The following is a 12,971-nucleotide window of genomic DNA, read 5'->3' as shown; positions in this document are numbered from 1 at the left end:
AACCTCCTGACCATCTCAAACGTAGTTTCCTACGCAGTACTTGGGGTCGTTACCGTTCCAGCATGAGCCTCGGCAATCCACGAACCCAAGCCTTGGAGCATAAAAAAGGGCATGAGTTCAATACTCATGCCCTTTTGGCATCACACCCGGATAGAGCTGCGATCAGGGTAGATCGTCAGCCTTATCGACGACCACAGGAGGAATAAGGTCCTCAGTGGTCAGGTTCAGCCAGATCAGCACCACGTTCGCGATGTAGATGGAGGAGTAAGTACCCGCCACAACACCCACGAACAGCGCGATGGAGAAACCTTCGAGGTTGTCACCGCCAAATACCCACAGCGCAGCAATGGCCAGCAAGGTCGAAACGGACGTTGCGACAGTACGCAGCAGCGTCTGAGTGGTAGAGATGTTGATGTTCTCGATCAACGACGCCTTGCGCAGCAAACGGAAGTTTTCCCGCACACGGTCGAATACGACGATGGTGTCGTTCAGCGAGTAACCGATGATCGCCAGCACGGCCGCCAACACTGTCAGGTCGAAGGTGATCTGGAAGAACGACAGGATACCCATGGTCACGACAACGTCGTGGATCAGGGAGATGATTGCGCCCACCGCGAACTTCCACTGGAAGCGGAACGCCAGGTAGATCAAAACACCGCCCAGAGCCAGCAGCATGCCCAGACCGCCCTGGTCGCGCAGCTCTTCACCCACTTGCGGGCCCACGAACTCGACACGCTTCACGGTAGCCGGGTTGTCGCCGCCTGCTTTACGCAGGGCATCGGCAACCTGGGAACCCAGTTGCGGATCTTCACCGGGCATACGCACCAGCAGATCGGTAGTGGCGCCGAAGCTCTGCACCACCGCATCGTGATAACCAGAGCTGACCAGCTCTTCACGAACCTTGCCCAGATCGGCAGGACGCTCGTAAGTCAGCTCGATCAGCGTACCGCCGGTAAAGTCCAGACCATAGTTGAGGCCCTTATGGAACCAGCTGAACAACGCCAGAGCAGTAAGGAGCATCGTAACGGCGAACGCAATATTGCGAACGCCCATGAAGTTAATGGTACGTAACATGGCAGCCCCTTAAATCCACAACTTCTTGAAGTCACGCCCGCCATAGATCAGGTTGACCATTGCGCGGGTCACCATGATGGCCGTGAACATCGAGGTAAAGATCCCGAGCGACATGGTCACCGCAAAACCCTTCACCGGGCCCGTGCCCATTGCGAAGAGAATGCCGCCGACCAGCAACGTCGTCAGGTTGGCGTCGAGGATCGCGGTATAGGCGCGGTCGAAACCTTCATGAATCGCACGCTGGACAGTCATGCCATTGGCGATTTCCTCGCGTATCCGCGAGAAGATCAGCACGTTGGCGTCCACCGCCATACCCATCGTCAAGACGATACCGGCAATACCAGGCAGGGTCAGCGTTGCACTCAGCAGCGACATCAACGCCAGCAGCATGACCATGTTCAGCGCCAGAGCGACTGTCGCGATCAAGCCGAAGAAGCGATAGATCGCCATGATGAACAGCGACACGAACAGCATGCCCCACAGGGAAGCATCGATACCTTTGGTGATGTTGTCAGCACCCAGGCTCGGGCCAATGGTGCGCTCTTCAGCGAAGTACATCGGCGCAGCCAGACCACCGGCACGCAGCAACAGCGCCAGTTCGGAAGACTCACCCTGACCGTTCAGACCGGTAATCCGGAACTGAGCACCCAGCGGCGACTGAATGGTCGCCAGACTGATGATTTTCTTCTCTTCCTTGAAGGTCTGAACCGGCACGTCTTTCTCGACGCCGTCGACCATCTGCTTGGTGTAAGTCGTCGTCGGCTTCTGCTCGATGAAGATCACCGCCATGCTGCGACCCACATTGCTGCGGGTTGCACGGCTCATCAAATCGCCACCGTGACCGTCCAGAGTGATGTTCACCTGTGGACGACCATGCTCGTCGAAGCTGGCCTTGGCGTCAGTCACCTGATCACCGGTGATGATCAGACCACGCTCAACCGGAGCTGCCGGACGACCGCCTTCACGGAACTCGAACATTTCGGTAGTGGCTTTGGAGTCATCCGGACCTGCGCCCAGACGGAATTCCAGATTGGCTGTCTTGCCCAGAATACGCTTGGCTTCAGCGGTATCCTGTACGCCCGGCAACTCGACCACGATGCGGTTGGCACCCTGACGCTGAACCAGAGGCTCGGCAACACCCAGCTCGTTGACCCGGTTACGCACCGTGGTCAGGTTCTGCTTGATGGAGTAGTCGCGGATCTCGTTGATCTTCGCCGGAGTCATCGCCAGACGCAGAACAGCAATCCCGTTCAGCTCAGCCGGCGTGATTTCAAAATCGGTGAAATTCTTGCGAACCAGTACGCGGGCTTCTTCACGGGCAGCGTCATCGCTGAAACCCAGTTGAATAGCGCCACCCACTTGCGGCAGGCTGCGATAACGCACTTTTTCCTTGCGCAGCAGGCTTTTGACTTCGCCTTCATAAACTTTCAGACGCGCATCCAGCGCCTTGTCCATGTCAACTTCCAACAGGAAGTGCACACCACCGGACAAGTCCAGACCCATCTTCATCGGGGTTGCGCCTACATTACGCAACCATGTCGGAGTAGTCCGGGCCAGGTTAAGTGCGACGACATAGTCATCACCCAACACCTTGCGCACAACATCCTTGGCCGGCAGCTGGTCTTCCTGTTTGGTCAGACGCAACAAACCGCCTTTGCCATTCTCGGCCAGGGAAGAGGCCTTGACCGCGATTCCGGAATCAACAAGCGCTTTGCTCGCACGCTCCAGATCAGCCTGACCCACCTGCAACGCAGTGCTTGCGCCGCTGATCTGGATCGCTGGATCGTCAGGGTAGAGATTGGGTGCGGAATAAATAAAACCGATCACCAGCACCGCCAGGATCAGTACGTATTTCCACAGAGGGTATTTGTTCAGCATCACGCCGCCCGCTTATAACGCGGGGCGCCTTGCGCGCCCCGTCGATTGGTAAAAGTCTGAATCTTAAATCGCTTTCAGGGTGCCCTTTGGCAGCGTGGCAGCAATAGCGCCCTTCTGCATTTTCAGCTCAACAGTGTCGGAAACTTCGATAACCACGTAGCCGTCACTCACTTTAGTGATCTTGCCAGCGATACCGCCGGTAGTAACCACTTCGTCGCCCTTCTGCAAGTTGCTCAGCAGATTCTTCTGCTCTTTGGCGCGCTTGGCCTGTGGACGCCAGATCATCAGATAGAAGATGACCAGAAAGCCGACCAGGAAAATCCATTCAAAACCGCCACCCATAGGGCCGGCAGCAGGTGCAGCAGCATCCGCGAAAGCGGGAGAGATGAAAAAGCTCATTTAGCACTCCAGTTGCATAATTAAGTAGAAAGCAGAAAAACTTGTTTTGACTCAGTCCATCGGCGGCGTTGGAATCCCGCGCTTGGCATAGAAGGCATCGACAAAGGCGGCCAATGTACCTTGTTGAATAGCCTCGCGCAAACCAGCCATAAGGCGCTGGTAATGCCGCAAATTGTGGATCGTATTAAGCATGCTTCCCAGCATTTCGCCGCACTTGTCCAGGTGGTGCAGATAAGCGCGCGAGAAGTTCTGACAGGTGTAGCAATCGCAGGTCGAATCCAGCGGCGAATCATCATGACGATGGAACGCGTTACGGATCTTCAATACACCTGTATCAATGAACAAATGACCGTTGCGGGCATTGCGGGTCGGCATCACGCAATCGAACATGTCGATTCCGCGGCGCACACCCTCAACCAGATCTTCAGGCTTGCCTACCCCCATAAGGTAACGAGGTTTTTCAGGGGGCATCAGGCCGGGCAGGTAATCCAGCACCTTGATCATTTCATGCTTGGGTTCACCCACCGACAGACCGCCAATGGCCAGGCCATCAAAGCCGATCTGATCCAGGCCTTCCAGCGAGCGTTTGCGCAGACTTTCATGCATGCCGCCCTGAACGATACCGAACAGCGCAGCCGTACTTTCACCGTGCGCGACTTTCGAACGCTTGGCCCAGCGCAGCGACAGCTCCATGGACACACGGGCGACATCTTCGTCAGCCGGATAAGGCGTGCATTCGTCGAAGATCATCACGATGTCAGAGCCCAGATCACGCTGAACCTGCATCGACTCTTCCGGGCCCATGAACACCTTGGCGCCATCAACAGGCGAGGCGAAGGTCACGCCCTCCTCCTTGATCTTGCGCATGGCGCCCAGGCTGAACACCTGAAAACCGCCGGAGTCGGTCAGAATCGGGCCCTTCCACTGCATGAAATCGTGCAGGTCGCCGTGGGCCTTGATGACCTCAGTGCCCGGACGCAGCCACAAGTGGAACGTGTTGCCCAGAATGATCTGCGCACCGGTGGCCTCGATATCACGCGGCAGCATGCCCTTGACCGTACCGTAAGTGCCCACCGGCATGAACGCTGGGGTTTCCACCACGCCCCGCGGGAAGGTCAATCGACCACGACGCGCCTTGCCGTCAGTGGCCAACAACTCGAAAGACATACGACTGGTGCGGCTCATGCGTGATCCTCTGGGCCCGATGCCTTGGGAGCGGTCGGCGCGGGATTGCGGGTGATGAACATCGCATCACCGTAACTAAAGAAGCGGTAACCGTTCTCCACCGCCGCCTTGTAGGCAGCCATGGTCTCGGGATAACCGGCGAATGCCGAAACCAGCATCAACAGCGTGGATTCCGGCAAATGAAAGTTGGTCACCAGGGCATCGACCACATGGAAGGGACGCCCCGGAAAAATAAAGATATCGGTGTCGCCACTGAACGGCTTCAACACACCGTCGCGCGCGGCACTTTCCAGCGAACGCACGCTGGTCGTGCCCACAGCAATCACTCGACCACCGCGCTCACGACAGGCCGCCACGGCATCCACCACATCCTGGCCGACTTCCAGCCATTCGCTGTGCATGTGGTGGTCTTCAAGCTTCTCGACCCGCACCGGCTGGAACGTACCCGCGCCAACGTGCAGGGTCACAAACGCCATCTCCACGCCTTTGGCTTTCATGGCATCCAGCAATGGCTGATCGAAATGCAGACCCGCTGTCGGCGCAGCAACCGCACCGGCACGCTGGGCATAGACAGTCTGATAACGCTCGCGGTCGGCGCTGTCATCAGGCCTGTCTATATAAGGAGGCAACGGCATATGCCCGACGCGCTCCAACAACGGCAAGACCGGCTCGTTAAAGCGCAGCTCGAACAACGTGTCGTGACGCACGACCATCTCGGCTTCGCCACCTCCATCGATGACAATCATCGACCCCGGCTTCGGCGACTTGCTCGACCGCACATGAGCCAGCACGCTGTGCGTGTCCAGCACACGCTCCACCAGAATCTCCAGCTTGCCGCCGGACGCCTTCTGGCCGAACAAGCGCGCCGGAATCACTCGGGTATTGTTGAACACCATCAAGTCACCGGGGCGTACATGCTCCAGCAAATCGGAAAAATGTTCGTGGCCCAGCGCGCCTGTAACCCCGTCCAGGGTCAACAAACGACTGCTGCGGCGCTCGGCCAAAGGGTGGCGAGCGATCAGGGAATCAGGGAGTTCGAAAGTAAAGTCAGCAACGCGCATGATCGAGTTCGTCTAGCAGGGCCGCGAAGTTTAGCGGAAAGAGACAAAATTGACCATGAAAGGTGATTGACCAACGGTAATACCGTCTGTAGACTTCGCCGCCATTGAGCCCTGATGGCGGAATTGGTAGACGCGGCGGATTCAAAATCCGTTTTCGAAAGAAGTGGGAGTTCGATTCTCCCTCGGGGCACCACGACACACTTCAAGCTGCTGCTCAATGCAGCTTGAATACAAAGAAACCGGCCATTGCGCCGGTTTTTTTGTGGGTGAATATCGACCAACCCACTACCCAACCTTTATCTCATTCTCCCTTCCCCTCCCTCCACATACACGACAATTCAAACCGCATCGCCACGGCTTGCAGGTGCGCATGCTCGCCATTCCAGCGGACGCAAGCAAAGGCATGAGCATGTTCGATCAGCTCAACTGACGCGATTGCGCCAAGTCATTGAGCGATTCGATAAAAGCCGCTTCACACGCTGGGAGTCGGCGGCCGCGAAGATTGATGAGCATGATCCGGGCACCATCGACCGGCTGGGCCTTCGCAAGTCTTTGAGATATGGATCGCGGCACGCCGGTTGAACCAAGGCAAACTCAACTGACCTTGCATTCGCCATGGCTCTGAGAGGGTACTAGATACCAAACAACGTAAAGCAGAGGTGCTGTCTGGAGCTCGATCACGCTGCTCTAGGGAATCGCTGAAAAAGTATCACATGGCAAACGTGGCGCATTTCCCAGAAAAGCACCTACAGGGCCAGGAAGGCAAGCAACTTGGTATCACCTCGAACTGATTGGCTGATAGACCAGACCATAATTAAAGACATTTGGATTACCATCCTAAACGCAATGGGGGAAGAAAAAACCAGAGACGGCAGCTCTACTTGCAGATAAACCTTTGGAGGCGTGATGCATAGCTACAGATCAATACACGAATTATTTGAGAACCTTTCTCTGTTAGATCCGGGCGAGTGGATTTATGCAAATATAGCCTCTTGGAGCAGCCATCCGGAAAATACCGACTTTTACTACATCCCGTGGGACCACATCCAAAACCTCGAAGATGAAGAAATATATCTGGATGAAGAAGACATGGAGATGCCTTCGACTGTCAGAGGGCTAGAATTGAGAGGTTGGATGTTGGTGGGTTCGCTGAATCACATAGCCAGCAACAACCCAGTCAGTGGAAAAGACAGCAAATGGATTGTCGAAGAGATCAATTACTACAGGGACAACGACACATTTAGAACCTAAACGGACTTATTAACGTTTCACGCACTCCAGACGACTGTTTCATTGGCAATAGCCACGAAAACCGAGCGCCGCAAGGTGTGTACACGCATGACTGTCACGTACACTGCACGCGAAAAAACTTCCCGGTGCAGACCTGAAGCGCGTAGGAAGTGTCAGTAAGAATTCGTTGATCGCATCTCCAACCCACACTCACGGATAGGCCAATCGTTTGTCTACCTCATCATCAATCGGCACGGGTTATCCCTCATGTCACCGCTAGTGTGCGTCGTGACGTTCCAGTTCGTGGCTGGAATGATAGGCTTGGTGGTCGTAGTCCCGAATCCAACGCTTTCACGAGCCTCCAGGAATATCGACCATCCCTCCCAGGCGTGGCGAATCTTCTTTCGGGTCATGGCTGTCTGTATGTGCTACATGTTCTCGTCGCTGGCGACAATTATCGTACTGACCAATGTATTGGAGAATTACGATCTACATGGCCTGTCAGAAATCAAACGCGCGATGGTAGTAGCGGCTCAGCCCATACCCTTGCTTATCGTGTTTTATTGGTTGCTTGCCAAGGGCGTGCGCAAGGTGGAGCAGGACAGGCTGAAAGCTGGCCATTAATCTGGTTCGCTGCATTCGCGTTTGAGCATTGGCACGCAGGGATCGCCGGAGCTGATCAGAAACTCATTGAGGCTTGGTACTCTTCGCCTTGGATTACAGCTGAAATCATGAATAAGACCGACCGCCAAACCCTTGTAGTCAGCGTTAAAAAGTATCTCACGATCGTCTTTATGCTCTGTTTTGTAGGCGCTTGCATCTACACATACCTGTACAAACCGGAATTTCCTTCTGAGATAGTCCTGAAGCAAGACTTCATTCCAGGACAGCAGATCTATATCGTTCAGGATGCCAGGGATTCAGATGAGCCTAAAAGTCTGCGTTTCTACGTCAACAACGGCGGCAGCAGGAATGATGAGGCGATGAAGGTGCGCCTCGGCAAGACCCCGCCCTTCCTGGTCTCGGACACTGACTTGAAAGACGTGATAATCCAACGTGTCCCCAACGGCCTGCACATCAAACTCAAAGGCGCAGTCTCGAATTACCAGAGCGACCTTTACCTGGAAGACGGCGACACTTACACCACCTACCGCGTAAGCCTTGAGCAAGTCGAAACGAGACCGCCCTTGCCGAGCGGTCGGTGAGCTTGTTTCAGCAAGGTCGGCCACCACGAAATTGGAATGAACAACACCTCCAGGGTCGCAAAGCGATAAAAGCCAACGCTCATCAAGGCAGCGGTTTCAGGCTATTAACTACCCGATCCCAAAATCTCAACGCTTCTTCATCGGATTTAAAATCGCTGCCTTTCTCGTGCGTACCGAGTTCAAGCGCAATATAAGGCCGTGTGTTGGACTCTACTGTGCCTTTGTACTCTAGCTGGAAAGCATAAAACTGTTTGCCATCTACGCGGGCGCTAACCGCAACTTCCTCAGCCTGAATTCCGTTTACCAGGCGAGGCCTTTTCCTGAGGGTCTTGATACTGCCGGAATTAGCAAGCTCTCCTATCGACACGTCGTACTGACGTTTTTCAAATCGCTCTATCAAGCTGTCTTCCTGAGTAAAAATTGCCTTCGTGAGAAAGCTGATATAGGTACCTGGATGTCCCGCAATTTGCGCGCCCATGTAAACAGACTCCAAAAACTTTTCGCTACCAAGCGTCGTGTAGCCCGCCTCTATTGCAAAACCACCCTGCGGAGGAGCCTGGTGTGGCGGTCGGGAGTAAATGGAATTACTTAACAGGCGCATTTTCTCGATGCCACCCTCCAGGCCCTGTTCAGATATGTTTGCTGCCATCATGTGGTAAAGCGTATTTTTGGCAGTGAGCAGGTATACGTTAAAGGTATAAAACTTGTTAAGTCGCGAAACGAGCAATACGCTTCCATTGTCAAGAGGGACCGTTTTCTCGTAAACACTGAAAGTGCCAACCGCTATGCCTTTTTTTAAGTCTTCTGTTTTTTGGTCTACAGCTTGATTTATCCGGGACTTCCCGTCATTGCTGACCCACTCTATTTTTTCGTTAAAAATTTTATAATCCGCTGCGATGTCCGATCCGCGAGGCAGTGCAATTTCGAACCTGCCAAAGTAGTGAGCGCTCCAGAGGCTATTGCTTTTGCTGGCCTCGTTAGTATTGGCCAAGGCGCTCGATGCGCTAAATCCCTCTAACATGAGCATGCATAATAAAAACCTGGTCACTGCGTGCAATGTTTCACCCTCATGTCACTTTCTGATATTGGCGGATGGCTTGGAGGTATCGGTGGGAGTCTACCCTTTCGACGGCCAGACAAGCTCGTACATCCCCCATGAGCAGTCACGCAAGCTTGATCGGTTTCAATCACACAAAGAGTCGCGCTTGCTTCGCGAACCCGATGAACCCAAGCGCGAGAGCACGAGACAGTTCCTCCAGCAGTTCGAAACCGATCAACGCAGCCCTCACCCGGCATTAATGCCCCATCAGCGTATCAACCCCATCCGGCTTGTCGTGCACACCGAAGCGATCCACTAACGTGGCCGTCGCCCGATTCATGCCGATGACATCGACCACGGCGCCAGTCTTGCGCAGTTTCAGCACCACCTTGTCCAGAGCGGCCACCGACGTAATATCCCAGAAGTGCGCGTCACGTAAGTCGATGGTCAATGTTTCCAGTGTTTCCTTGAGATCGAAAGCGTTGGTGAAGCGATCTGCAGAGCCGAAGAACACTTGCCCGGTCACGTAGTACGTACGGTGACTATGTTGCGGATCACGCCGTGAAGTGACGTCCAGAAAGTAGGCAATCTTGTTGGCAAAGAACATTGCAGCCAGGAGCGTCCCGGCAATGACACCGTAAGCCAGGTTGTGAGTGGCGACGACCACAACGACGGTGACGACCATCACGATGTTGGTCGAAAGCGGATATTGCTTGAGGTTGCGGATGGACGCCCAACTGAAGGTGCTGATCGAGACCATAATCATCACGGCTACCAGAGCAGCCATGGGAATACGGGCCAGCCAGTCGCCCAAAAACAGCATCATGATCAACAATGACACACCGGCGCTCAGTGTCGACAAACGCGTCCGCCCGCCCGACTTCACGTTGATCATGGACTGTCCAATCATCGCGCAGCCTGCCATGCCGCCGATAAGTCCCGTCGCGACGTTGGCAATGCCCTGCCCTTTGCACTCGCGGTTCTTGTCGCTGGTGGTGTCCGTCAGGTCATCGACGATTGTCGCCGTCATCATGGATTCCAGCAGTCCGACAACGGCCAGTGCGGCTGAGTAAGGCAGGATGATCAGCAACGTATCGAAGTTCAGCGGCACCTCAGGCCACATGAAGATGGGCAGACTGTCGGGCAGAGCCCCCATATCTCCCACGGTGCGAACGTTAAGACCGAGATAGACCGCAATAGCCGTCAACACGATGATGCAGACCAGTGGCGAGGGCAACAGCCGCCCCACCAAGGGTACGCGCGGGAAAAGATAGATGATCGCCAGACCACCAGCGGTCATCGCGTACACCGGCCAGGTGACGTCAGTCAGTTCAGGCAACTGAGCCATGAATATCAGGATGGCCAGCGCGTTGACGAACCCGGTGACCACGGAGCGCGATACGAAGCGCATCAGCTCTCCCAGCTTTAGAAAACCCGCGAGGATCTGGATCAACCCGCACAGCAACGTGGCGGCCAGCAAGTATTGAAGACCGTGATCCTTGACCAGGTTCACCATGAGCAAAGCCATGGCGCCTGTCGCAGCAGAAATCATGGCGGGACGACCGCCCACGAAGGCGATCACGGTACAGATACAGAACGATGCGTACAGACCCACTTTGGGGTCGACGCCGGAAATGATGGAAAAAGCGATGGCCTCAGGAATGAGCGCCAACGCAACGACGAGACCCGCGAGCACATCTGCTCGCACGTTACATAGCCAGTCGGCTTTGATTTTTTCAAACATAGATTTACCCATGGCAAACGCAGCACTACGCAAAGCGCGGACGGCGCTGTGCAAGGCAGGTGCGTCTGTTTCAGTAGAGTTGTGGTGTTGCCACGGCCAATAAAGACGCGCAGCAGAAGGCAACCGCAGCTAGAAGGCGGTCAGGGTATTGCGAGGGGGGCGAAGCGCTAAGGCGGCGTAGGCAGCCAGTTCGAAAGAAGCACTGTATTTTCCATTGGTGGTCGGATTGCGACGTCGCAATGATAGCGAATCAAGGAAGGGGGTTTCAATTTGAGGGCTGGTCCATCCGACGGACGTGGGCACTACTGGTGAACAAAGCTGAAGACCCTGTCGATATGCTTTTCATAGTGGATGACCGGGACAATCCAAGAAAGGCAGATCAGGAGATTGCAGTCCTTGGTGATCTGGGACATCTGCCCACTGCCCACCTCATCTGATCCGTATTTTTCTCCGCCATCTGAATCTGTATTGAAAATACCCTCCCCCCCATAATCAAGGCCTCAGCAGCCGGGAACCGGCCACTGATAGCGCAGTTTTCAGCGTAACTCCGGACTCGCTACATCACCCAATATCGGGAGGCCTTATGGGCAAGCTAACGATCTACATGGCCATTTTTTTATTGGTAGCAATCGGCGTGGGTGTGCTGGGTACTATTCCTCCGGGTTGAGGAAGCCTGGTGTCGGCGTGATGAAGAGGACGTGGGGTTGATACGGGCGATCATTTCTGATGACAACGCTTAGTGATTGCCACGGCCCACTCCCGGCTAAAGCCGGTCCTACGGGATTGCGGGCAATCAGGGAAAGCATTTTAGCTCAAGCGTCGTGGTGGTCCTGGACAACAAACCAAGCCCGGTTTAACCCAGGCCTGGCTGATCAATCAACCCGAAACCTGATTCGCAAACTGCCCCACTGCGTTCACAACCTGCTGGGCCCCATCCTGAATTTCGATGATGACTTTGCCCGCCTGACCTGACAGTTCCAGGCCTTGTTCAGCCTGTTTTTTGCCGTGCTCGATGACGCCTACTGCTTGCTCGGCGAGTGCCTGGTTTTTCTGCACAACGTCGACGATTTCGGCGGTGGCTTTGCTGGTGCGGGACGCGAGTTGGCGGACTTCGTCGGCGACGACGGCGAAGCCTCGACCTTGCTCACCGGCGCGGGCGGCTTCGATGGCAGCGTTGAGGGCCAGCAGGTTGGTTTGATCGGCAATGCTGCTGATCGCGGTGATGATCGAGCCGATGATTTGCGATTGCTTGTCGAGTGCGCCGATGCCATCTACCGCCAGCTCCATTTGAGAAGCCAGGGCGCGCATGACCTCGACGGTCTCCTTGACCACGACGCTGCCTTTACGCGCAGTTTCGTCGGTGTGCTTCGAAATCGTGAAGGCAATTCTTGCAGCTTCGGAGACAGCCTCCTCTCGCTCGACTTGCTCGGTGATGACAGTGGCGAATTTCACAACTTTGTAGAGACGACGGTGAGCATCTGTGATCGGGTTGTAGGACGCCTCCAGCCAGACGGAATGGCCGCGGCTGTCGATACGTTTGAAGCGATCGACCACAAACTCGCCACGGCGCAGCTTGTCCCAGAACACCTGGTACTGCGGGGAGTTGGCTTCCTGCGCTTCGCAGAAAATACTGTGGTGCTTGCCGACCACTTGCGACAGCGAGTAGCCCATGGAATCCAGAAAGCGCTGGTTGGCGGCGAGCACGTTACCGTCCAGATCGAACTCAATCACGGCGGTGGAGCGCTGCAACGCTTCGATCAGGTTTTCATGCTCTCGGGAGGCCTCAATCGTGCGCGTCAGGTCACTGGCGTACACAGAGAATTGCGTGACCTTGCCACTGCTGTTGATCACCGGCTGAACAATCACCCGCAACCAGGCTTCCCTCTGGTCACCACGGAAAATCTGCAGCGCCCCAGCCCAATGCTTGCCTTGCTGAATCGCTTTGCTCATGCGCGAAAAGTGGTCAGTGCTCTGAGCATATTTGGGCACCATTTCCAGCAGCGAGCGGCCGACCAGCTCGCTGCTGGTGTAGCCCATTTCCTGTTCGAATTTGCGGTTGACCGACTCGATCTTGCCGCGCTCATCAAGGTTGATGGACAGCATTTCAATTTCAAGACTGTCGCGTACCTGCTCCATGGACGAAAGCTTTTCGCTTA

At 55.1% G+C, this 12,971-nt stretch carries 11 protein-coding genes, 1 tRNA gene and 2 pseudogenes; 5 read left to right on the top strand and 9 right to left on the bottom strand.

Annotated features, from left to right (window positions below; all coding sequences use genetic code 11):
* Positions 1–162 precede the first annotated feature (162 nt).
* The 5 genes from secF to queA form a co-directional block, all read right to left on the bottom strand.
* Positions 163–1,074 (bottom strand): protein translocase subunit SecF, encoded by a 912-nt coding sequence (gene secF / locus H8S59_RS06095; RefSeq protein WP_095094266.1) that lies wholly within the window; start codon positions 1,072–1,074, stop codon positions 163–165.
* Between the two features lie 9 nt (positions 1,075–1,083).
* Positions 1,084–2,952, bottom strand: coding sequence for a protein translocase subunit SecD (secD, locus tag H8S59_RS06090; RefSeq protein ID WP_187520828.1), 1,869 nt, complete (start codon positions 2,950–2,952; stop codon positions 1,084–1,086).
* A 63-nt stretch (positions 2,953–3,015) separates the two neighbouring features.
* Positions 3,016–3,351, bottom strand: coding sequence for a preprotein translocase subunit YajC (gene yajC, locus H8S59_RS06085; RefSeq protein ID WP_095094262.1), 336 nt, complete (start codon positions 3,349–3,351; stop codon positions 3,016–3,018).
* 51 nt (positions 3,352–3,402) lie between these two features.
* Entirely contained in the window at positions 3,403–4,518 is a 1,116-nt protein-coding gene (gene tgt / locus H8S59_RS06080; RefSeq protein ID WP_187520841.1) for a tRNA guanosine(34) transglycosylase Tgt, read from the bottom strand.
* 14 nt (positions 4,519–4,532) lie between these two features.
* On the bottom strand, positions 4,533–5,597 hold the full coding sequence (queA, locus tag H8S59_RS06075) for a tRNA preQ1(34) S-adenosylmethionine ribosyltransferase-isomerase QueA (RefSeq protein ID WP_187520827.1): 1,065 nt from the start codon (positions 5,595–5,597) through the stop codon (positions 4,533–4,535).
* A gap of 108 nt (positions 5,598–5,705) precedes the next feature.
* On the opposite strand from queA, the gene H8S59_RS06070 reads away from it, so the two are divergent.
* The 5 genes from H8S59_RS06070 (at position 5,706) to H8S59_RS06050 (ending at position 8,032) form a co-directional block, all read left to right on the top strand.
* Positions 5,706–5,790 (top strand) — tRNA-Leu (locus H8S59_RS06070).
* Positions 5,791–5,814: 24 nt separating this feature from the next.
* Positions 5,815–6,027: a hypothetical protein gene (locus tag H8S59_RS06065; RefSeq protein WP_187520826.1), complete on the top strand. Its 213-nt coding sequence runs from the start codon at positions 5,815–5,817 to the stop codon at positions 6,025–6,027.
* 476 nt (positions 6,028–6,503) lie between these two features.
* Positions 6,504–6,848 carry a hypothetical protein gene (locus tag H8S59_RS06060; RefSeq protein WP_187520825.1) on the top strand — a complete coding sequence of 115 codons (345 nt, stop codon included), beginning with the start codon at positions 6,504–6,506 and terminating at the stop codon, positions 6,846–6,848.
* Positions 6,849–7,115: 267 nt separating this feature from the next.
* A complete protein-coding gene (locus tag H8S59_RS06055) occupies positions 7,116–7,451 on the top strand; it encodes a hypothetical protein (protein WP_187520824.1) in 336 nt (111 codons plus the stop codon).
* 107 nt (positions 7,452–7,558) lie between these two features.
* On the top strand, positions 7,559–8,032 hold the full coding sequence (locus H8S59_RS06050) for a hypothetical protein (RefSeq protein ID WP_187520823.1): 474 nt from the start codon (positions 7,559–7,561) through the stop codon (positions 8,030–8,032).
* Positions 8,033–8,114: 82 nt separating this feature from the next.
* Here H8S59_RS06050 and H8S59_RS06045 read toward each other — a convergent pair whose 3' ends face one another.
* The 4 genes and pseudogenes from H8S59_RS06045 to H8S59_RS27230 all read right to left on the bottom strand — a co-directional run.
* Positions 8,115–9,059, bottom strand: coding sequence for a T6SS immunity protein Tli4 family protein (locus tag H8S59_RS06045; protein ID WP_246475103.1), 945 nt, complete (start codon positions 9,057–9,059; stop codon positions 8,115–8,117).
* Between the two features lie 268 nt (positions 9,060–9,327).
* On the bottom strand, positions 9,328–10,815 hold the full coding sequence (locus H8S59_RS06040) for a SulP family inorganic anion transporter (RefSeq protein WP_187520822.1): 1,488 nt from the start codon (positions 10,813–10,815) through the stop codon (positions 9,328–9,330).
* A gap of 876 nt (positions 10,816–11,691) precedes the next feature.
* A pseudogene (locus H8S59_RS27235) lies at positions 11,692–12,126 on the bottom strand (methyl-accepting chemotaxis protein); the annotation flags it as partial.
* A gap of 105 nt (positions 12,127–12,231) precedes the next feature.
* A pseudogene (locus H8S59_RS27230) lies at positions 12,232–12,918 on the bottom strand (PAS domain-containing protein); the annotation flags it as partial.
* Positions 12,919–12,971 lie beyond the last annotated feature (53 nt).

The organism is Pseudomonas folii (assembly GCF_014357575.1).
Classification (GTDB): domain Bacteria; phylum Pseudomonadota; class Gammaproteobacteria; order Pseudomonadales; family Pseudomonadaceae; genus Aquipseudomonas; species Aquipseudomonas folii.
Note: the sequence above shows the minus strand (reverse complement) of the source record. Positions and strands in the feature narration are given on the sequence as shown.